Raw genomic sequence first — 20,061 nt, 5'->3', positions numbered from 1 at the left:
ATGGCCCGGAACGGTAGAATGGCCAAGCTCGTTATCGGTGAGCTTGACTGTGCCGGTTGCCGGTCGAACGCCAGGATATCCCGTCATGTCGACATCTCGCCGGTTCGGATGGGTCAAGGGCGCGGCCGCCCTCGTCGTGGCCGCGCAACTGGCCGCCTGCGGCTCGATCCCGCGTGTGGCCTACACCGCCGACCAGGCCTCGGCGGCGGTCCCCGCCGGCATGGATCTCAGCGTTCGCGCCTATGCGGACGCGTCGGAGAGCACCTTCACCGAAATGGTGGCGCGGCCGGAACGCTCGAAGCGCGCCTTCGCCTATCTCGCCCTGTCGGGCGGCGGCGGTGACGGAGCCTACGGCGCCGGCATTCTTAACGGCTGGTCGGAATCCGGGAAGCGTCCCGAATTCGCCCTGGTCTCGGGGGTGAGCACCGGCGCCCTGATCGCGCCCTTCGCCTTCCTCGGCTCGGCTTACGATTCCACCCTCACCGACATCTACACCAGCGGCGTCGCCTCGACCCTGGTGCAATCGCCGAGCGTGACGAACATCGTGTTCGGATCGGGCCTGTTCGGGGACGGACGTCTCCGCGACCTCGTGCGTCGTTACGTGACGCCGGATCTCCTCGCCGCCATCGCCGAGCAGCACGCCAAGGGCCGTCGCCTCCTCGTGGTGACCACGAACCTCGATTCCCAGCGCGCGGTCATCTGGAACATGGGCGCCATCGCCGCCAATGGCGGACCCAACGCCGTGGCGCTGTTCACGGACGTGCTGACGGCCTCCGCCAGCATCCCCGCCGTGTTCCCGCCCCAGCTTCTGGACGTACAGGCCGAAGGCAGGGCCTTCCAGGAGATGCATGTGGACGGCTCGGTGGTGACGCCGGTCTTCACCCTGCCGCAGTCGTTCCTGCTGCGGGACGGTCGCCTGCGCACGGCGGACAAGACCGACATCTACGTCATCATCAACGGGCGGCTGGAGCCGGAATTCGACGTGGCGCAGAACAACACGCTGTCCATCGTCGAACGCTCGTTCACCACCGCGAGCCGGGCGCGCAGCCGCGCGACTTTGGCCGCCACCTATGCCTTCACCCGCGGCAACGGCATGGGCTTCAACCTGACCTATATCGACGAATCCGCGCCGAACACCACGACGGCGAAAGGCTTCGACACCGGCTACATGCGCCAGCTCTACGAGAGCGGGCGGGAGACCGGCCGGGCCGGGAACTTCTGGCGCAAGAACGTGCCCACGGCTCCCCTGGTGAAGGCGATCGCCGCCGGCGTCGAACGGAACTGACGGGCCGGCACCATCCCCCGGTGGGGTGGTGCCCTGCGCCGTCCGCCCTCGCGCTCGTTGCTGCACTGCGATAGGAGTGGCCCCATCCCCGTGTGGCCACCGGCCCCGCATCTCCCTTGCGTATGGCCGCTGACCCATGATCCAGATCGAAGACCTCACCTTCAGCGCCTGGGGCCGGCGCTTCTTCGATCGCGCCAGCGTCGCTGTGCCTCCCGGCTCGAAGGTCGGCCTCGTGGGGCGCAACGGCGTCGGCAAATCGACCCTGTTCAAGATCATCCTCGGCGAGTTCCAGCCCGATAGCGGCGCCATCCTGCTGCCGAAGACCGCCCGCGTCGCCTCGGTGGACCAGGAGCACCCGGCGACGCCGGTGAGCCTGATCGACACGATCCTCGCCGCCGATCTCGAACGCGAGGCCCTCAACCTCGAACTCGAGACCGCCGAGCCCGAGCGCATGGGCGAGATCTACGGCAGGTTGATCGAGATCGACGCCGACCGCGCCCCGGCGCGGGCGGGCGAGATCCTGGCCGGCCTCGGCTTCTCGGTGGAGGACCTGACGCGGCCGATGTCGGAATTCTCCGGCGGCTGGCGCATGCGCGTGGCGCTCGCCGCCGCGCTCTTCGCCGAGCCGGACATGCTGCTCCTCGACGAGCCCACCAACTACCTCGATCTCGAAGGCGCGCTCTGGCTCGAGGCGCGGCTGAAGCGCTATCCGCACTCGGCGCTGATCATCAGCCACGACCGCGAGCTCCTGAACAACTCGGTGGACGCGATCCTTCACGTCGCCAACGGGAAGCTCGAACTCTATACGGGCGGCTACGACGATTTCGAGAAGCGCAGGGCCGAGAAGGCCCGCCTCCAGGCCTCCACCAAGATGAAGCAGGACGCCGAGCGCGCCCATCTCCAGAGCTTCGTCGACCGGTTCAAGGCGTCGGCCTCGAAGGCGGCCCAGGCCCAGTCGCGCATGAAGCGCCTCGCCAAGATGGAGCCCATCGCCACCACCATCGAGGAGCACGTGGCTCCGTTCCACCTGCCGTCGCCCAAGCGTCCCCTGGCGCCGCCGCTCATGCACCTCACCGACGCCACCATCGGCTACGGCGACGACGAGCCGGTGCTGCGCGACCTCAACCTGACCCTGGACGTGGACGACCGGATCGGATTGCTCGGCGTGAATGGTGCCGGAAAGTCCACCTTCGCCAAGATGGCGGCCGGCGCGCTGCAACTGCGCGACGGGCGCATGGTCCGCGAGGGCAGGGTGCAGGTCGGATGGTTCCACCAGCACCAGATCGAGGCCCTCGACCCGAAGGACACCCCGCTCGCCATCATCCGCCGCGAGCGGCCGGACGACAGCGAGTCGGCGCGGCGGGCCAAGCTCGCGAGCTTCGGTCTGGCCTTCGACAAGCAGGAGACGACGGTGGACGCCCTTTCGGGCGGGGAACGGGCAAGACTCCTGCTCAACCTCGTGGCGATGCAGGCGCCCCACCTGCTCATCCTCGACGAGCCGACGAACCACCTCGACATCGACAGCCGCCGGGCCTTGCTCGATGCGCTCAACGATTACGCCGGCGCCGTCATCCTCATCACCCACGACCGTTCGCTGATGGAACTCGTGGCCGACCGGCTCTGGCTCGCCGCCGACAGGACCGTGAAGCCCTTCGCCGGCGACATGGACGACTACGCCCGCTTCGTCCTCGACCGTTCGAAGACGGGAAAGACCGCGCCGGGCCAGGGTCGGGAGAAGAAGAACAAGCGCAAGGCGGCGTGAGGTGAGAGGGTTCGCGCTGGGAAAAAGCCCGGCGCGAATCGTCTTCTCGCCCGAACGAACCTGAGGTCACTCTTCTCCGCCCATGCCTATGGATGGTCGGACTCTGGCGGATGGACCCCATGCCCCCTCCCGGCCCCTTGCTGACCCTCGGCAGGTCCGCTTCCAGGCTGTTGAGGCAGAGGCCGACGACCGGGTTCGGGGGGGCGGCCTGTCCGCTTCCGAATGGACGCGCTTCGAAGCGCGCGGAGCCTCGCCACCCGCCCGCGACCTATGGTGACCGTGAGACGGCTGCGCTAAAGCGAGGCTGTTCCGCTTGTCCTGACCGTCCACCTCACCGACAGGCGTCGAGCAGCCTACGGAGCATGCCTCATGCGCTATTCCGCCGATCGTCAGCCGTTGCCCGAGCTGACCCGTCCCATCGCCGTCTTCGATGCCGGGATCGGCAGCTACGCCGCCGTCGCCGCCATTCGACGTCTCCTGCCGGATCAGGACATCCTCTACTTCGCCGACCGCGCCAGCTTCCCCTACGGCGGCAAAGGCCATTCCGAACTCCTCACGATCATGCGGCGCACCCTCCACTACCTGCAGGGTTTCGACCCGGCCGCCATCCTCATCGCCTCGAACGCTCCCTCGATCACCGTCCTCGACGAGCTCGGGGGCATCGTCCCCGCCCCGGTGTTCGGCGTTCGCCCGCCCATCGGGGAGGCCCTCGCTTCCGCCGGGTCACGGGCGGTCGCCGTCCTCGGAGTTCGGTCGATGGTCGAGAGCCCGGAGATGCGCGCCTACGCCGACGCGCAGGCCGGAGACCGGAGGGCGCAAGTACGGCTCGTGGATGCCTCGCCACTCGTGGATCTGGTGGAGAGCGGCGCGTTCCTGTTCGAGCCCGACCGGACGCAGGCCAAGGTCGACGCCTTCCTGGACGCGCTGGACCGGCAGCATCCCGGCCTCGCGGCCATGACGTTGTCGAGCACGCATCTGCCGTGGCTGCGCGCGTTCATCGAGCGAGCGCGGCCGGACCGGACGCTGTTCGACCCCCTCCACGATGCCGTCATGGCGATCGTTCCGCACGCGGTTCCCGGCGGCGGTGATGTCCTGGCCCTGGTGACGGAGGACGAGCGTTACAGCGCCGCCGATTTCCGCGCGATGCTCGACCGCCTGAAGGTTTCCCTGCCGCTCCATACCGTCCGGCCGTTGCGCCATCGCGACAGGCGAAGGAGGCATGACGGCCGTCGGGAGGCTCTGGCGACCTTCCCCGCGGCCGACACGGGTCGGATGCGGAGCGTCCGCTTGCGGCCGAAGGGGTTAGAATCCGCGCACGAGCCGGCGCAGACGTTCGGGGCGGGTACCCAAGCGACAGATGTCCACCGCCGCATCGACGCATCCGCTCATGCCTGCAGAGGGCATCCGTCGCCCCGCAAGGGGAAGAGGGCAGGACGGCACGGCCCGCGAGATGTAGGACTGTCGTGGCTCCCCATCCGGGGAGAGAACGGAGCCGACAGGGAGTTGGGCGATTCCGGAAGTGGATTCGTCGGACGAGCCCGTCTCACCGTCGACTGCCGCCGCGCCGACGCCGGGGCCGTCGCTTCCCTCTCCCCGCGTGCGGGGAGAGGAGATGTTCGCCGAGCCTACTTCCGCAGGATCTTCGTCACGAGGCGGCCGATCGGGTTGCTCGAGTCGTAGTTGCGGTCGTCGCGGACGACGGGGCGGTTCTCGTTGCCGAGGATCTTGGTGACGAGGCGTCCGATGAGGCTCATGGCTGTATCCCTTCAAACCGGTTATGCGCCGCATTACGGCGCAGCTTGACGGTCAACACGCCGGACGTCCTCCCGTTCCGGATGAGCCCCGACATGATGCGCGCCTGCCCCGGCATCGACCTTGCTCCAGGCCTCGGACAAGGCGGAGCCCGATGATCGACAGACTGTTCCATGCGGGTGCGAGCCTCGCGCTGCTTCTCGCCGTCGCGATCCTGTTCTCCACCGACCGCCGGGCGATCCGGCCCCGCGTCGTGATCGCGGCCCTCGCCCTCCAGGTGGCGATCGGGGCGGTCGTCCTGTTCGTACCGCTCGGGCGGCAGGCCCTCGATGGGGCCGCCACCCTCGTGCAGACGGTGCTCGGCTACGGCGACCGCGGCGTCCTGTTCCTGTTCGGCGGCCTCGTGGAGCCGCGCATGTTCGAGCTGTTCGGCGGCAGCGGCTTCATCCTGGCCCTGCGGGTGCTGCCGCAGATCCTCTACGTCTCCGCGCTCATCGCCATCCTGTATCATCTCAAGGTGATGCAGACCCTCGCCCGCATCCTCGGGGCCGGCCTGCAGCGGGTGCTCGGCACCTCGCCCATCGAGACCTTCTCGGCGGTCATCACCATCGTCATCGGCCAGAGCGAGATCGCCGTGGCCCTGCGTCCGTTCCTCGCCCTGCTGACCGGGGCCGAACTCTTCGCCGTGATGTCGAGCGGGGCCGCCTCCACCGCCGGCTCGATCCTGGCCGGCTACGCGGCTTTGGGCGTGCCGATGGAATACCTGCTCGCGGCCGGCGTCATGGCGATCCCCGGCGGGCTCCTCTACGCCAAGATCCTGATGCCCACGACGGAGCCGACGCGGGTGACGACGATGCGGGTGGAATTCGCAGAGACGCGGGCGGTGAACCTGATCGAGGCGGCGGCCGACGGCACCCAGAAAGGGCTCGTCATCGCGGTCTCGGTGGGGGCCATGCTGATCGCCTTCACCGGGCTCATCGCGCTGCTCAACGGCATCGCCGGATGGGGCGGCGGGCTCGTCGGCTATCCGGCCCTCAGCATCGAGGGCGTGCTCGGCCTCGTCTTCGCGCCCCTGGCCTGGCTCATGGGCGTGCCCTGGGGCGAGGCCGGCCTCGTCGGTGGCGCCATCGGGCAGAAGATCGCGTTCAACGAGTTCCTGGCCTATGCCCAGCTCTCGCCGGTGCTGAAAGCGGGCGCCCTCGACGCGCGGACCACCGCCATCGTCTGCTTCGCCCTGTGCGGCTTTGCCAATCTCGCCTCCATCGCGATCCAGCTCGCGAGCCTGGCGAGCCTCGTCCCCGAGAGGCGGTCCGAGATCGCGCGCTACGGAATGCGCGCGATCCTGGCCGGTACGCTGTCGAACCTGACGAGTGCGACCATCGCCGGGCTGTTCATCGGCTGACGGGACGCGGTCACGCGGCCGCGCGCTTGGCCTTGGACGCCTTGGCGGATGCCGGGGCGGCCTTGGCCGGTGCCGTCACCGGGAGTTCGATGTCGACGCCGAGCGTCGACATGTCCTGCCCCCGTTCCAGGCGGATCTGGACCTTGTCCCGCTCCACCGTGACGTGCTTGGCGATGACGGCGAGGATCTCCTCCCGCAGGATCATCACCAGATCGGAGCCGCCGGCCCCGGCCCGCTCATGGGCCAGGATCAGTTGGAGACGGTCGCGCGCCGTCGGGGCCGAGGCGCGCTTGTTGAAGAGGTTCCGCAGGCTCATGCCGCCCTCCGGGTGAACAGCTTGTTGAGGAGGGATTTCTTGTCCGAGGGCACGGTCATCGGCACCGAATCGCCCTTCAGGCGGCGGACGGCGTCGATATAGGCCCGGGCCGGGGCGCTGAGCGGGTTGTTCATCGTCACCGGGCAGCCGACATTGGACGCGCGGAGCACTTCCAGGCTCTCGGGGATGATGGCCAGCAGCGGGATCGAGAGGATCTCGAGCACGTCGTCGACCTTGAGCATGTCGCCGCGGTCGGCGCGGGCGGGGTCGTAGCGGGTGAGGATGAGGTGTTTCTCCATCACCTCGCCGCGCTCGGCCTTGAGCGTCTTCGAATCGAGAAGGCCGATGATCCTGTCGGAATCGCGCACCGAGGAGACTTCCGGGTTCGTGACGACCACCGCGAGATCGGCGTGGCGCATGGCGAGCGTCGCTCCGCGCTCGATGCCGGCGGGGGAATCGCAGATCACCCAGTCGAACTTCTCGCGCAGCTCTTCCATCACCTTGGCGACGCCCTCGTCGGTGAGGGCATCCTTGTCGCGGGTCTGCGAGGCGGGCAGCAGCGACAGGTTCTCGAGCCGCTTGTCGCGGATCAGCGCCTGGTTGAGCTTGGCGTCGCCGTTGACCACGTTGATGAGGTCGTAGACCACGCGGCGCTCGGCGCCCATCACGAGGTCGAGGTTGCGCAGGCCGACGTCGAAATCGACGACGGCGACGCTCTGTCCGGCCTGCGCGAGTGCCGCGCCGAGAGCCGCCGTGGTCGTCGTCTTGCCGACGCCGCCCTTGCCAGATGTAACGACCAGAACCTTGGCCATGCGTGTTTCTCCTTAATCCAAGGTTGCCATTTTGATGGAGCCGCTATCGAGCCAGATCTGCACGGGTTTCCCGCGCAGGGTCGTGCCCATGTCCTCGGCCGTGCGGACGAGGCGATCGATCCCGAGCAGTTCGGGCTCGAACTTGCGGCAGTAGATGCGGGCGCGGGGGTTGCGGGCGGCACCGGCGATGGCCCGGCCGCGAAGCGCCCCGTAGACGTGGATCGAGCCGCCGGCGAGGATCTCGGCGCCGGAAGCCACCGAACCCATGACGGTGACGTCACCGGTGGGATGGGTGATCGACTGGCCGGAACGGACCGAGCCCTCGATCATGAGAGACGTGGTCTCCGGCTCAGCATCCTTCGGCACCTCGATGCCGAGGGTGGGCCGTCCATCCACCAGGAGCGGGGGCAGGGCGAGGCCGTCGAGCATCGTCGTTCCGGCCAGGGTCGCCGCCGCGCCCTCGATGCCGAGGATGCGGATGCGGCGGGCGCCCAGATCGGCCAGGACCTTGCCGAGCACGTCCGGGTCCGACCCGAGCGCCGCGATGTCGAGGATGAGGGGGCGTCCGTCGAGCAGGGTCGGCGAACGCTTCAGCGAGGCATCCAGATCGGCGAACCAATCGGGAAGCGGAGCCTCCGGGGCCAGGACGAGTGCCTTGAAGGCGCGGCCTCGAAGCTGGACGGATCGGCGGGATGGAGGGGCGTGTGTCACGGGCTCTCGCGATTCCTTACCGAACCATTGACGTCCCTTATGGTTACCGGTTGGTTAACGCGCCGGTTTTCTGTGATCCTATGAGCCGATAATCCTACAATCCCGGGTTCCTGTGACGGCGCTAATCCAGGGCGGCGACCTTGATCGCATCGCCCTCCAGGCGGATCTGGACCGCCTGACCGCGATGGGCCGGCCCGAGATCGTCGGCCGTGCGGTAGAGGCCGTCGATGGCGAGCAGTTCGGGCTCGAACTTGCGGCAGGTGATGCGGGCATCGGGATTGCCGGAGGCACCGGCGATGGCCCGCCCGCGCAGCGCCCCGTAGATGTGGATCGAGCCGCCGGCGATCACTTCCGCCCCGGAGGCCACCGATCCCATGATGGTGATGTCGCCGTCGAGATGCAGGATCGTCTGGCCCGAGCGGACCGGCTGGTCGAGGATCAGCGAGCGGGGCGCGCGCGGCGGCTCGGCGGGGGCCGGTGCGTCGGGCGTCGCCACCTCGTCCACGGGCCGTCCTCCGGCCGGGGCGGGGGGCAGACCTTCCCCGAGGCTCCCGGATTTCGCCCCTTCGATCCCCATCACGGTGACGTCCCGCGCCTTGAGGTCGCTTACCAGGGCAGTGAGGTCCTCCCGGTCGAGGCCGAGGCCGGACACGTCCAGGATGACCGGACGGCCGACGAAGAAGGCCGGGGATCGGCGGGCCAGGGCGTCGAGATCCTCGAGCCAGTCATGCACCGGTGCCGAGGGGGCCAGCACGAGGGCCATGAACGAGCGGCCGCGGAAACGGATCGGGGGGCGGGAATTCGGCTGGGTCACGCGGTGGCGTTTCTGTTGTTCCGGGATCGAAGGACGGCGTCGGGGCGACCATATCGGCAGAATCGGTCGAACGCTCCCCTCGCGGTATCGTCGCCCACGCCTGTTTCCGCCTTTCTGTCGCCGATCCCTCGCCGACGACCCTTTCCCCTTGCCATGCGGACGGATCGGACATAAACATATCTTTATGTCTCAAGAGAGCGCCGAGGCGAAGACCGCCCTTCCTTTTGCCGATGCCCTCGGCGTGCTGCGCGCCACCGCGGAGGAAACGCGGCTGCGCATCCTCGCGCTGCTCATGCAGGGCGAGCTCTCGGTCTCCGACCTCACCGACATCCTCGGCCAGTCGCAGCCGCGGATCTCGCGCCATCTCAAGCTCCTCGTGGAGGCCGGTCTGGTGGAGCGGCACCGGGAGGGGGCCTGGGCGTTCTTCCGCCTCATCGAGGCGAGGGCCGGTCTCGTGGAGCCCTTGGTTGGCAGCCTCGACCGGTCGAGCCCGCCCCTGTCCGAGGACCGCGCCCGTCTCGACGGCGTGCGGGCCCAGCGGGCGGATGCGGCACAGACTTTCTTCGCGCGCCTCGCCCCGAAATGGGATCAGCTCCGCTCGCTCCACGTGCCGGAGGCGATGGTGGAAGCGGCGGTGATCGACACGCTCGGGCCCCGCCCCGTGAGGAACCTCATCGATCTCGGCACCGGCACGGGACGGATGCTCGGCCTGCTCGCCCCGCGCGCCGGCCGCGCCACGGGCCTCGACTCGAACCACGCCATGCTCTCCGTCGCCCGCGCCAATCTCGAACGGGCCGGCCTGTCCGGGGTCGACCTGCGCCAGGGCGACATCCACGCCCCGCCCTTCGGCCGGGGCGGCTTCGACCTCGTCGTGGTGCATCAGGTGCTGCATTACCTCGACGATCCGGCCCGTGCCCTGCGCGAGGCCGCGCGGCTCGTGGCGCCGGGCGGCCGTCTCCTCGTGGTGGATTTCGCCCCCCACGATCTCGAATTCCTGCGCGAGGACCAGGCCCACCGTCGCCTGGGCTTCGCCGCCGAGCAGGTGACGGGCTGGCTCGCCGATGCCGGCCTCGGCACGGTCTCCACCCGGCATCTCTCCCCCGGCGACGAGAGCGGCGACCAGCTCACCGTCACCCTCTGGCTCGCCGCCGCCGCGGCCGAGCCGGCCCTCGATTCGGAGGTGGAGCGCGCGGTGGCCTGACCGGCCGTCGCCTCTCCGCCTCGACCCCTTCACGTCTGAACCGACCGATCTTGAGGACGACCCTATGCCCACCGCCTCCCATCACCGCGCCAGCCGCGACGGCTACCGCCCGATCCAGGTCTCCATCGAGTTCTTCCCGCCGAAGACCGACGAGATGGAGAAGGTCCTGTGGTCGTCCATCGAGCGGCTCGCCCCGCTCCAGCCGAAATTCGTCTCGGTGACCTACGGCGCCGGCGGTTCCACCCGCGAGCGCACCCACAACACCGTGGCGCGGATGATCAAGGAGACGAGCCTCAAGCCCGCCGCCCACCTCACCTGCGTGGACGCGACCCGCGAGGAGATCGACGAGGTCGTGCAATCCTACTGGGATGCCGGGGTACGCCACATCGTGGCCCTGCGCGGCGACCCGCAGGACGGCGTCGGCACCGCCTACCGCCCGCATCCCGGCGGCTATGCCCGCACCAGCGATCTCGTGGCCGGCATCAAGCGGATCGGCGACTTCAAGGTCTCGGTCTCGGCCTATCCCGAGAAGCATCCCGAGGCCGCGTCGCTGGATGCCGATATCGACGCGCTGAAGGCCAAGGTCGATGCGGGCGCCGACCAGGCGATCACGCAGTTCTTCTTCGAGAACGACGTCTATCTGCGCTACGTCGACAAGGTCCGCGCGACCGGGATCGACATCCCGATCATCCCCGGCATCCTGCCGGTGCAGAACTTCAAGCAATCGGCCAATTTCGCCCGTCGCACCGGCGCCTCGGTGCCGTATTGGCTGGCCGCCCGGTTCGAGGGGCTGGACAACGACGTCGACACCCGCCGCCTGATCGCCGCCGCCGTCGCGGCCGAGCAGGTGCTCGACCTCGTGGACGAAGGCGTCAACGACTTCCATTTCTACTCGATGAACCGCTCCGATCTCGTCTATGCGATCTGCCACCTGCTCGGACTTCGCGCGCAGGCGCCGAAGGTGGAAGCCGCGAAGGCGGCTGCATAGATCAGAACAGCGTCGACGACGAGGAATCCTGCGATGGCCGAGCCGCAAGACATGATCGTTCCGCTTCTCCAAGAGATGAGAGTGGAGATGAAGCAGGGTTTCTCCGAGATCCGATCCAAGTTCGATGCGGTGGATGCCCGCTTCGATCGCCTGGAGAAGCGCTTCGACAACATACGCGAGGCCGTGAACGGTGAATCCGTCTTCGGTCGCTATGCCGCCGCCGAGGTCGAGGAACGTCTCGAGGCCATCGAGAAGCGCCTCGCCTCGCTGGAGACGGGCATCTAAGCAGGTTTAGCAAAAGTGGTCACCGGTTTTGCGTTCCAAAACCTGCGACACGTCTAAGACCTAAGCGAGGTGAAGCGTTGGCTTGCCAATGCGAACCTGCTTAGTCGCCCCCGCCTCTCTCGCCCCGAGCCTCATCCTGAGGTGCCCGCGCAAGCGGGCCTCGAAGGAGGGCTTCAGAGATCACCGCACGACCTGGAGGCCTCCTTCGAGGCCTTCGCTACGCTCCGGCACCTCAGGATGAGGTGAATTGGCGGGACCTCGCGTCTCCAAGGATACGACATGACCGACCTGCGCCCCGTCGACGGACAAGAGATCGAAGCGGCCCTGCGCCAGCGCGCGGAGGAGAAAATCCTCGTCCTCGACGGGGCGATGGGCACCGTGATCCAGCGCCTCGGCTACGGCGAGGCGGATTTTCGCGGGTCGCGGTTTCTCGACCACGGCCACGATCAGAAGGGCAACAACGACCTCCTGATCCTGACGCAAGCAGACGCGATCCGGCAGATCCATCTCGACTATTTCCTCGCCGGCGCCGACGTCTGCGAGACCAATACCTTCTCGGGGACCACCATCGCCCAGGCCGATTACGGCATGGAATCCATCGTCCATGAGCTGAACGCACAAGGCGCGCGTCTCGCCCGCGAGGCCGCCGCCCTGGCCGAACAGCAGGATGGCCGCCGCCGCTTCGTCGCCGGCGCCATCGGCCCGACGAACCGTACCCTGTCGATCTCGCCCGACGTGAACAATCCGGGCTACCGGGCCGTGACCTTCGATCAGGTGAAGACCGCCTACGAGGAGCAGGTGCGCGGCCTGATCGAGGGCGGTGCCGAGCTCATCCTCATCGAGACGATCTTCGACACGCTCAACGCCAAGGCGGCGGTGGCCGCGGCCTGGGCGGTGTTCGAGGAGACCGGCACCACCCTGCCGATCATGATCTCGGGCACGATCACGGATCTCTCCGGCCGGACCCTGTCGGGCCAGACCCCGGAGGCGTTCTGGAACGCGCTCCGGCATTCCAGCCCGCTCACCATCGGCCTCAACTGTGCGCTGGGCGCCAAGGAGATGCGCGGGCACATCTCCGAACTCTCGCGCATCGCCGACACCCTGGTCTGCGCCTATCCGAATGCGGGCCTTCCCAACGAGTTCGGCCTCTACGACGAGAGCCCGGAGGCCATGGGCCGGCTGGTGGGCGAGTTCGCCACCTCCGGTCTCGTCAACATGGTCGGCGGCTGCTGCGGCACCACGCCGGACCACATCCGCGCCATCGCTCAAGCCGTGGAAGGCGTGAAGCCCCGCGCGATTCCGCAAGTGCCCCGCCTCATGCGCCTGTCGGGCCTCGAGCCGTTCACGCTGACGAAGGAGATTCCCTTCGTGAATGTCGGTGAGCGCACCAACGTCACCGGCTCGGCGAAATTCAGGAAGCTCGTCACCGCCGGCGACTACGCGGCGGCCCTCGACGTCGCCCGCGATCAGGTGGCGGCGGGCGCCAGCATCATCGACGTGAACATGGACGAGGGCCTGCTCGATTCCGAGAAGGCGATGGTGGAGTTCCTCAACCTCGTCGCCGCCGAGCCGGACATCGCCCGCGTGCCGGTGATGATCGATTCCTCGAAATTCCACGTCATCGAGGCCGGCCTGAAATGCGTCCAGGGCAAGGCCATCGTGAACTCGATCTCCATGAAGGAGGGCGTCGAGAAGTTCATCCACGACGCCAAGGTGTGCCGCTCCTACGGCGCGGCGATCGTCGTCATGGCGTTCGACGAGCAGGGCCAGGCCGACACGCTGGAGCGCAAGGTCGAGATCTGCACCAAGGCCTACAGGGTCCTCACCGAAGAGGTCGGCTTCCCCCCGGAAGACATCATCTTCGACCCCAACGTCTTTGCCGTGGCCACCGGCATCGAGGAGCATAACGGCTACGGCGTCGCCTTCATCGAGGCGACACGGATCATCCGCGAGACCCTGCCGCACGCGCATATCTCGGGCGGCATCTCGAACCTCTCCTTCGCCTTCCGCGGCAACGAGCCCGTGCGCGAGGCCATGCACGCGGTGTTCCTGTACCACGCCATCCAGGTGGGCATGGACATGGGCATCGTGAACGCGGGCCAGCTCGCCATCTACGACGAGTTGCCGGCGGAGCTGCGCGAGCTGTGCGAGGACGTGGTCCTCAACCGCCGCGACGATTCCACCGACCGCCTGCTCGAGGCCGCCGCGCGCTTCAAGTCCGGCGGCGGGGTCCAGGCCAAGACCGCCGACCTGTCCTGGCGCGAGGCTCCGGTGGAGAAGCGCATCGAGCACGCCCTGGTCAACGGCATCACCGAGTACATCCTCGCCGATACCGAGGAGGCCCGCCTCGGCGTCGAACGCCCGCTCCACGTCATCGAAGGCCCGCTGATGGCCGGCATGAACGTGGTCGGCGACCTGTTCGGCTCCGGCAAGATGTTCCTGCCGCAGGTGGTGAAGTCCGCCCGCGTGATGAAGCAGGCGGTGGCCTATCTCGAACCCTTCATGGAGGCGGAGAAGCTCGCCAATGGCGGCGACGGCAAGCGCCAGGCCGCCGGCAAGATCCTGATGGCGACGGTGAAGGGCGACGTCCACGACATCGGCAAGAACATCGTCGGCGTCGTGCTGGCCTGCAACAATTACGAGATCATCGATCTCGGCGTGATGGTGCCGGCGGCCAAGATCCTCGATACGGCCCGGCGCGAGAACGTCGACATCGTCGGCCTGTCCGGCCTCATCACCCCGTCGCTCGACGAGATGGTGCATGTGGCCGCCGAGATGGAGCGCGAGGGCTTCTCGGTGCCGCTCCTCATCGGCGGCGCCACCACGAGCCGCGTCCACACGGCCGTGAAGATCCACCCGTCCTATGCCCGCGGCCAGACCGTCTACGTCACCGACGCGAGCCGCGCCGTCGGCGTGGTGTCGAGCCTGCTTTCCAAGGAGACGCGGGATTCGACCATCGAGACGATCCGGGCTGAGTACAGGAAGGTCGCCGACGCGCATGCGCGTTCGGAGCTCGACAAGCAGCGGCTGCCGCTGGCCAAAGCCCGCGCCAACCCGTTCCGGATCGACTGGACCGGCTACGCACCGACGAAGCCCACCTTCACCGGAGCCCGCGTCTTCGCCTCCTACGAGGTGGCGGATCTCGTCCCCTATATCGACTGGACGCCGTTCCTGCAGACCTACGAGTTCAAGGGCCGCTACCCGGCGATCTTCGAGGACCCGAACCAGGGACCGGCGGCGAAGGCCCTGTTCGACGACGCGCAGGAGATGCTGAAGCAGATCGTCGACGAGCGCTGGTTCAACCCGAAGGCGATCATCGGCTTCTGGCCGGCGAATTCGGTGGGCGACGACATCGCCCTCTATACCGGCGAGAGCCGCCAGGACGTGCTCGCCACCTTCCACGGCCTGCGCCAGCAGCTGTCGAAGCGGGATGGACGCGCCAATACCTGCCTCTCCGACTTCGTGGCACCGAAGGAGTCGGGCATCGGCGATTACGTCGGCGGCTTCGTGGTCACGGCGGGGCTGGAGGAAGTGCGCATCGCCGAGCGCTTCGAGCGGGCCAACGACGATTACCGCTCGATCCTGGTCAAGGCGCTCGCCGACCGCATCGCCGAGGCGCTCGCCGAGCGCATGCACGAGCGCGTGCGCAAGGAGTTCTGGGGCTACGCCGCCGACGAGGCGTTCGCGCCGGACGATCTCGTGCGCGAAGAGTATGCCGGCATCCGCCCGGCCCCCGGCTACCCGTCCCAGCCCGACCACACCGAGAAGGTGACGCTGTTCGACCTGTTGAAGGCCGAGCCGCGCATCGGGGTGAAGCTCACCGAGAGCTACGCCATGTGGCCGGGCTCGTCGGTGTCGGGCCTCTACATCGCCCATCCGGAGGCGCATTATTTCGGCGTCGCCAAGGTGGAGCGCGATCAGGTGGAGGATTATGCCCTGCGCAAGGGCATGGACCTGCGGGACGTCGAGCGCTGGCTCGGGCCCATCCTCAACTACGACCCGGCCCGCTACCTCGCGGTGGCCGCGGAATGAGACTCGGCCTCGATGAGCCCGACCGTCGGGTCGGGTTCATCGAGATGGGGTGTCAGGCGCGTGATTCGGTGGAATGGAGCGCAGGTGTGTCCCGGCGAGGCTTGACCGCCGGACCGCCCGCGCTTCAATGCGGACCCTTGATCGATGGCTTGAGCGGAGCGCGACCACGTTGAACCGGACCACCGGAATCCTGGCCGTCGCGGCCACGCTCGCCCTCGGGGTCTCGGGCTGCACCGGTTTCTCCTACCTGTCGAAGAACTATGCCTCCGTGGGCGTCCAGGTGGTGACCATCGGCTGCAAGGATCCCTATTCCGTCTACGACCAGCGCCGCGTGAGCAAGATGCTCGTCGTCTCCGATGGGTTGCGGGAGATCGCGGGCTGCGGCATCGACGAGCGCTACGACGGGCAGGGCGGCCCGGCGGAGACCCGTGCCAAGCGGTTGCGCGAGGCGGCGCGGGCCTTCCTCGACGAGACGGCCCGCGAGAATTGCAAGATCACCGGGGAGTCGGTCTTCTCCGACCTGCAGACCGAGTTCTCCTACATCTGCAAGCCGACGCCGGAGGAGCGCGGCCTCAAGGTGCCGAGGCTTCCCAGTCGCGGATAAGCCATCCGGTTTGACGCGTCAGTCGCCACTGGGCGAGGACGGACGCGGGAAGGTGCGTTCAGCGGCATCGCCCGAGGCCGCGAGCAGGGCGCGGGCGAGATCGCGCGCCTCCCGCCGGTCGAGGGCGAGAATGGCCGTGAACGGCGTCCCGGACAGGTCCGCGAGGCCCAGTTCGAGCCGCACACCGTCCGGCAATGCGGCGACGGCGAGACTCCAGTCCCGTTCCTGCTGCCCGTTCATGCGCCCCACTCCCGTTCGGCTCGCGGCATCGGCCCGACGATGGGCTGCGATCCATCGGACGATGCCGATGGCGCGATGCCGGAAACCGCGCATGGAATGACCGATTGCGGCCTGCGAGGCCAGAGGGGAAGCGCGGGCCGCGAAACTCTCTCGGACGCGAACGATTGACGGGCGGCGGCGGAACGGTGTTTGTCCGCCCGCGAAACGGCCGGATCGCCGGCCGGGCCACCCTCGCCCAGGAATAAGGAAACCCCGACATGTCCGAGATCTGGTTCCGCACCGGAGAGGCCACCGTTCTCGCCGCCGACGGCCAGTACACCGACGCGATGCCGGAGGTGCTGATCGGCTCCACCCGCGGTCCGGTGGGCCAGGCCTTCGCCGGCATGATGGGCCAGGTCCAGGGCCACACCCGCATGTTCGTGGTGCGCGACCTGAACCAGCTCGTGCGCCCGTCCACGATGATGACCACCAAGGTCACGATCCACACGGCCGAGTACGCGGAACTCCTCGGCGGCGTGGTCCAGGCGGCGACGGGCGACGCCATCGTCGATTGCGTGATCGAGGGCATCCTGCCGAAGGACGGCCTCGACGAGCTGTGCATGATCATCATGATCTGGCTCGACGAGCGCTGCGGCAGCCACGAGGCCCTCGACCGCAAGGATCTCTACCGCACCAACTACGAGGCGACGAAGCTCGCCATCGCCCGCGCCATGAAGGGCGAGCCGACCATCGACGAGCTGATCGCCAACCGTAAGACGGTCAAGCACTACGCCCTTGAGGACCTCGTCGAGTACTGAGGGACCGGACCCCCTCCGGGGATGGGGGGATGCGCCGGCATCCCTCCTTCCGCCGACCGTCAGCCCGGCGGGATGCGGCCCACCGAGCACAGGGTTCGGATCGAGCCCGACGGGTCGGTGTAGCAACTTGCCGACCATCCGTTCTGCTGGATGAACGACTTGCGGTGCTCGCGCAGGGACGTCTCGTAGGCCTTGCCGATGGCGCTCTGGACCGCGCCGGCCGTCTCGCCGGTCGCCGCGGCACCGGCGATCGCCAGATCCTGGAAATAGACCGCCGAGGGCGTCGGAGCGCCCGAGGCCGCCTGGACGATGGGCTCGGCCCTGCAGGTCAGGTCGATCTTCGTGCCGTTCGGGATCTTGAGGTCGATGCTCGGTCCCTGCCGCCTGCCGACCTTCGCGCCGATCTCCGAGGCGATCCTCGCCGCCAGCCCGTCGCACTCGTCGGCATGGGCCGCGACCGCCATGCAGAGGATGACGGTCGTCGCGAGAAAACGGGGCCGCGTCATGCTGAAACGGCCGCCGGATTCCGCATCTGAATCCCCCCGGTTCCGGCCCCGCCGCGGGGCCGCGCGCCCGACGCCTCGCGCAGGGAGTCCACCGTCTCGTCGGAACTGGCGGCGACGAGATCGCGCCGCCGTTCCGCCGTCGGTATCGGCATCCGCACCATGATGATGGTGCCGAGGCCTTCCTCCGAGCGGATGCGCAGCGAACCGCCATGCAGTTCCGCCATGGAGCGGGCGATGGCGAGCCCCAGCCCGGACCCCTTATGCGTACGGGTGAGATTCGTCTCCACCTGCTGGAAGGGCGAGCCGAGGCGGCGCAGGGCGGCCTTCGGAATGCCGATCCCGTTGTCCTCGATGAAGATGTTGACCTGATCGCCGGAGGGGCGCGCCTTGACGACGATGCGCCCGTCGCCTCCGGGGGTGAATTTCACCGCGTTCTGGATGAGGTTCAGGAGGATCTGGTGCAGGGCGCGTCCGTCGGCCAGCAGGGTCAGGTCGGCGGCGACGTCGACGTGGATGGTCAGTGACTTCGCCCTGGCCGCCTCCGCCACCAGCTTCAGCGCACCCTGGACCGCACCGTCGAGGGGCACTTCCCGCAGGGCGAGGCGGACGCGGTGCGATTCGATGCGCGACATGTTGAGGATGTCGTCGATGACCGAGAGCAGGTAGTCGCCGCTGGAGCGGATATCGCGGCAGTATTCCGTGTAGCGCGGGGAGCCGAGCGTCCCGTAGACCCCGCTCTCCATCAATTCGGCAAAGCCCATGATGGCGTTGAGCGGCGTGCGCAGCTCGTGGCTCATGGTGGCGAGGAACTCGGACTTTGCCTGGTTGGCGGTCTCGGCCTGGGCCTTCTGGTCGAGGTAGCGCTCGGCGAGGTCCGCGAGCTGCTGGGTCTGCAGTTCCAGCGTCCGGCGCGAACGCTTGAGGTCCTTGACCGTCTCGATCAGCTCCCGCTCGGAGGCGACGAGCTGCTCCTGCTGGCGTTTGAGGTTGGTGATGTCGGTGCCCACCGAGACGTAGCCGCCGTCCTTGGTCCGCCGCTCGCTGATCTGGAGCCAGCGGCCATCGGTGAGTTCCGCCTCGAAGGTGCGGGCGGTCGCCGAGGAGGCCTCTATCTCGCGGAGTTCGCGGCGCACCGGCGGCAGGACGCCCCGGCCCATGATCTCGTGGTAGCGCTTGCCCGGGATCGCGTCGTCCGGGCTCAGGGCATGGAGATGGCGGAACTTCGAATTGCACAGGACGAGGCGGTTGCTCGTGTCCCACAGGACGAACGCTTCCGAGATCGCCTCCACCGCGTCGCGCAGGCGCATGTCGGCGGTGGCGTTGGATTCGGCGAGCTGGCGTTGCTCGGTGACGTCGAGGGCGATGCCGACGAGGTGACGGCCGCCATCGACCTGATCGGGGACGATCTCGGCGCGGGTACGCAGCCAGATCCAGCCGCCATTGGCACTGCGCATGCGGAACTCGTGATCGACGGTGGACTGGCTCGCGGCCAGCTGGCGGGCCAGGGCGTAGAGGTCGCCGTCGTCGGGATGGACCAGGGCGTTCACGTCCCCGAAGGACAGGAACTCCCGCTCCCGGCGGTAGCCGAGCAGGGCGTACATCGAATCCGACCAGTAGATCCGTCCGCGCGGGATATCCCAGTCCCACAATCCGCAGCGGCCGCGGCCGAGGGCCGTGTCGAGGCGCTGCTTGATCTGCTCGCAGAGCCTGTCCACGGCGTAGGCGCGCTGGGTCTGGAGCGCGTAGGCGATTCCGATCCCGAGGATGACGAGGGCGGCGGCACCGTAGAGGACCACCTGATGCCGCATCCGCGTGGCCCAGGCGTCGAGGACCGGAGCGATGGGCTGGATCACGGCGATCTGGCCGCGGCCCGCGGGAAGCGTCCGCAGGGCCGCGTAGGCCTGCTCGCCATTGGCCAGGGTCAGGGCCATCACGCCGGCGCGCTCGCCCAGCGTGCTGAGCGCCTGCATTTCCCCCAGGCGGTCCGTGAGGGTTCCGCTCAGATCCGTCGGGGCCGGATGAGCCCCGAGAATGGTCTCGGACGCCGAGGTCACCAGGATCTGGCGTCCGGCCGGCATCAGGGAGACGGGAAGGAGCGACTCCAGGCGCGACCGGATCGCGGGGGAGGTCGCCTCCACATCCGCCAGGGCGCCGGTGACGAGGCGCGTGAAGGTCTCGATGTCGGTGACCGTCTCGCGCAGGATCTCGCTGCGCTCGCCGCGCAGCTGGAGGGCCGCGCCAGCCGCCAGGCAGACGAGAAACGTGGCCAGAAAGGCGGGCACCGCGTAGCGGAGCCAGATCTCGGCACGGACGAATCGGGTATGGGCCGCGGTCTGAGGGCGGTGAATACCGAGAATCGTATCCGCACGTGCGGAGAGGGAAGCGGAATCCGCCTCCAGCATGACAAGTCCCCGTAGCTGTGGATGAGTCGTTCCTCGGCGTGGGGTGAGTCACGCTTCGAATCGTATCCAATTCAGCATTTCCACAGCCAACTTGTCCACGAAATTCTTGGCGGCGTCCTTGACTCTCGGTTCAGTGTGTCATTCGGATTCTG

18 protein-coding genes are annotated in these 20,061 nt (G+C 68.2%); 10 read left to right on the top strand and 8 right to left on the bottom strand.

The window, feature by feature from the left end; translation table 11 throughout:
* Positions 1–85: 85 nt before the first annotated feature.
* From MKK51_RS14205 to MKK51_RS14195, 3 genes are all read left to right on the top strand, one after another.
* Positions 86–1,285 (top strand): patatin-like phospholipase family protein, encoded by a 1,200-nt coding sequence (locus tag MKK51_RS14205; protein WP_243978042.1) that lies wholly within the window; start codon positions 86–88, stop codon positions 1,283–1,285.
* 136 nt (positions 1,286–1,421) lie between these two features.
* Positions 1,422–3,047, top strand: a complete 1,626-nt coding sequence (locus MKK51_RS14200; protein ID WP_243978040.1) for an ABC-F family ATP-binding cassette domain-containing protein — start codon at positions 1,422–1,424, stop codon at positions 3,045–3,047.
* Between the two features lie 369 nt (positions 3,048–3,416).
* The gene (locus MKK51_RS14195; RefSeq protein ID WP_243978038.1) at positions 3,417–4,727 is read left to right on the top strand and encodes a glutamate racemase; all 1,311 of its coding nucleotides are present in this window, start codon (positions 3,417–3,419) and stop codon (positions 4,725–4,727) included.
* Here the strand turns inward: MKK51_RS14195 and MKK51_RS14190 are convergent.
* Positions 4,673–4,801: a hypothetical protein gene (locus tag MKK51_RS14190; protein WP_056254243.1), complete on the bottom strand. Its 129-nt coding sequence runs from the start codon at positions 4,799–4,801 to the stop codon at positions 4,673–4,675. The two genes, MKK51_RS14195 and MKK51_RS14190, sit on opposite strands and share 55 nt — an antisense overlap.
* Positions 4,802–4,953: 152 nt before the next feature.
* On the opposite strand from MKK51_RS14190, the gene MKK51_RS14185 reads away from it, so the two are divergent.
* On the top strand, positions 4,954–6,201 hold the full coding sequence (locus MKK51_RS14185; RefSeq protein WP_243978030.1) for a NupC/NupG family nucleoside CNT transporter: 1,248 nt from the start codon (positions 4,954–4,956) through the stop codon (positions 6,199–6,201).
* A 10-nt stretch (positions 6,202–6,211) separates the two neighbouring features.
* Here MKK51_RS14185 and minE read toward each other — a convergent pair whose 3' ends face one another.
* From minE to minC (MKK51_RS14165), 4 genes are all read right to left on the bottom strand, one after another.
* On the bottom strand, positions 6,212–6,517 hold the full coding sequence (minE, locus tag MKK51_RS14180) for a cell division topological specificity factor MinE (protein WP_027172018.1): 306 nt from the start codon (positions 6,515–6,517) through the stop codon (positions 6,212–6,214).
* A complete protein-coding gene (gene minD / locus MKK51_RS14175) occupies positions 6,514–7,329 on the bottom strand; it encodes a septum site-determining protein MinD (RefSeq protein ID WP_243978021.1) in 816 nt (271 codons plus the stop codon). The genes minE and minD overlap by 4 nt, the downstream gene beginning before the upstream one ends.
* Positions 7,330–7,341: 12 nt before the next feature.
* On the bottom strand, positions 7,342–8,040 hold the full coding sequence (minC, locus tag MKK51_RS14170; protein WP_243978019.1) for a septum site-determining protein MinC: 699 nt from the start codon (positions 8,038–8,040) through the stop codon (positions 7,342–7,344).
* 121 nt (positions 8,041–8,161) lie between these two features.
* Positions 8,162–8,854 carry a septum site-determining protein MinC gene (gene minC, locus MKK51_RS14165; protein WP_313898812.1) on the bottom strand — a complete coding sequence of 231 codons (693 nt, stop codon included), beginning with the start codon at positions 8,852–8,854 and terminating at the stop codon, positions 8,162–8,164.
* A gap of 184 nt (positions 8,855–9,038) precedes the next feature.
* Here minC (MKK51_RS14165) and MKK51_RS14160 point away from each other — a divergent pair, with 184 nt between their 5' ends.
* The 5 genes from MKK51_RS14160 (at position 9,039) to MKK51_RS14140 (ending at position 15,964) form a co-directional block, all read left to right on the top strand.
* Positions 9,039–10,055, top strand: a complete 1,017-nt coding sequence (locus tag MKK51_RS14160; protein ID WP_243978017.1) for an ArsR/SmtB family transcription factor — start codon at positions 9,039–9,041, stop codon at positions 10,053–10,055.
* Between the two features lie 64 nt (positions 10,056–10,119).
* Positions 10,120–11,043, top strand: a complete 924-nt coding sequence (gene metF, locus MKK51_RS14155; protein WP_243978015.1) for a methylenetetrahydrofolate reductase [NAD(P)H] — start codon at positions 10,120–10,122, stop codon at positions 11,041–11,043.
* Positions 11,044–11,076: 33 nt separating this feature from the next.
* Positions 11,077–11,328: a hypothetical protein gene (locus MKK51_RS14150; RefSeq protein WP_243978013.1), complete on the top strand. Its 252-nt coding sequence runs from the start codon at positions 11,077–11,079 to the stop codon at positions 11,326–11,328.
* A gap of 279 nt (positions 11,329–11,607) precedes the next feature.
* A complete protein-coding gene (metH, locus tag MKK51_RS14145) occupies positions 11,608–15,360 on the top strand; it encodes a methionine synthase (protein ID WP_243978011.1) in 3,753 nt (1,250 codons plus the stop codon).
* 169 nt (positions 15,361–15,529) lie between these two features.
* Positions 15,530–15,964 (top strand): hypothetical protein, encoded by a 435-nt coding sequence (locus MKK51_RS14140; RefSeq protein ID WP_243978010.1) that lies wholly within the window; start codon positions 15,530–15,532, stop codon positions 15,962–15,964.
* A gap of 18 nt (positions 15,965–15,982) precedes the next feature.
* On the opposite strand, the gene MKK51_RS14135 is transcribed toward MKK51_RS14140, so the two are convergent.
* Positions 15,983–16,204, bottom strand: coding sequence for a hypothetical protein (locus MKK51_RS14135; protein WP_227435411.1), 222 nt, complete (start codon positions 16,202–16,204; stop codon positions 15,983–15,985).
* Between the two features lie 257 nt (positions 16,205–16,461).
* On the opposite strand from MKK51_RS14135, the gene fae reads away from it, so the two are divergent.
* On the top strand, positions 16,462–17,001 hold the full coding sequence (fae, locus tag MKK51_RS14130) for a formaldehyde-activating enzyme (protein ID WP_243978008.1): 540 nt from the start codon (positions 16,462–16,464) through the stop codon (positions 16,999–17,001).
* Between the two features lie 59 nt (positions 17,002–17,060).
* Here fae and MKK51_RS14125 read toward each other — a convergent pair whose 3' ends face one another.
* Together MKK51_RS14125 and MKK51_RS14120 are read right to left on the bottom strand one after the other, a co-directional pair.
* On the bottom strand, positions 17,061–17,507 hold the full coding sequence (locus MKK51_RS14125; protein WP_243978006.1) for a hypothetical protein: 447 nt from the start codon (positions 17,505–17,507) through the stop codon (positions 17,061–17,063).
* Complete coding sequence (locus tag MKK51_RS14120) at positions 17,504–19,909, bottom strand: PAS domain-containing sensor histidine kinase (protein ID WP_243978005.1); 2,406 nt, start codon at positions 19,907–19,909, stop codon at positions 17,504–17,506. The genes MKK51_RS14125 and MKK51_RS14120 overlap by 4 nt, the downstream gene beginning before the upstream one ends.
* Positions 19,910–20,061: the final 152 nt, after the last annotated feature.

The sequence above is a fragment of the Methylobacterium sp. E-045 genome, from assembly GCF_022829685.1.
In the GTDB taxonomy this organism is placed as follows: domain Bacteria; phylum Pseudomonadota; class Alphaproteobacteria; order Rhizobiales; family Beijerinckiaceae; genus Methylobacterium.
This window is presented reverse-complemented; position numbering and strand designations above follow the sequence as displayed.

Excerpts from the sequence above, each read along its gene's own strand:
- minD (WP_243978021.1), bottom strand. The coding sequence starts at position 7,329 with ATGGCCAAGGTTCTGGTCGTTACATCTGGCAAGGGCGGCGTCGGCAAG.
- fae (WP_243978008.1), top strand. The coding sequence starts at position 16,462 with ATGTCCGAGATCTGGTTCCGCACCGGAGAGGCCACCGTTCTCGCCGCC.
- MKK51_RS14135 (WP_227435411.1), bottom strand. The coding sequence starts at position 16,204 with ATGAACGGGCAGCAGGAACGGGACTGGAGTCTCGCCGTCGCCGCATTG.
- MKK51_RS14195 (WP_243978038.1), top strand. The coding sequence starts at position 3,417 with ATGCGCTATTCCGCCGATCGTCAGCCGTTGCCCGAGCTGACCCGTCCC.
- MKK51_RS14205 (WP_243978042.1), top strand. The coding sequence starts at position 86 with ATGTCGACATCTCGCCGGTTCGGATGGGTCAAGGGCGCGGCCGCCCTC.
- MKK51_RS14125 (WP_243978006.1), bottom strand. The coding sequence starts at position 17,507 with ATGACGCGGCCCCGTTTTCTCGCGACGACCGTCATCCTCTGCATGGCG.
- MKK51_RS14120 (WP_243978005.1), bottom strand. The coding sequence starts at position 19,909 with ATGCTGGAGGCGGATTCCGCTTCCCTCTCCGCACGTGCGGATACGATT.
- MKK51_RS14160 (WP_243978017.1), top strand. The coding sequence starts at position 9,039 with ATGTCTCAAGAGAGCGCCGAGGCGAAGACCGCCCTTCCTTTTGCCGAT.
- metH (WP_243978011.1), top strand. The coding sequence starts at position 11,608 with ATGACCGACCTGCGCCCCGTCGACGGACAAGAGATCGAAGCGGCCCTG.
- MKK51_RS14185 (WP_243978030.1), top strand. The coding sequence starts at position 4,954 with ATGATCGACAGACTGTTCCATGCGGGTGCGAGCCTCGCGCTGCTTCTC.
- MKK51_RS14190 (WP_056254243.1), bottom strand. The coding sequence starts at position 4,801 with ATGAGCCTCATCGGACGCCTCGTCACCAAGATCCTCGGCAACGAGAAC.
- metF (WP_243978015.1), top strand. The coding sequence starts at position 10,120 with ATGCCCACCGCCTCCCATCACCGCGCCAGCCGCGACGGCTACCGCCCG.
- minE (WP_027172018.1), bottom strand. The coding sequence starts at position 6,517 with ATGAGCCTGCGGAACCTCTTCAACAAGCGCGCCTCGGCCCCGACGGCG.
- MKK51_RS14200 (WP_243978040.1), top strand. The coding sequence starts at position 1,422 with ATGATCCAGATCGAAGACCTCACCTTCAGCGCCTGGGGCCGGCGCTTC.
- MKK51_RS14150 (WP_243978013.1), top strand. The coding sequence starts at position 11,077 with ATGGCCGAGCCGCAAGACATGATCGTTCCGCTTCTCCAAGAGATGAGA.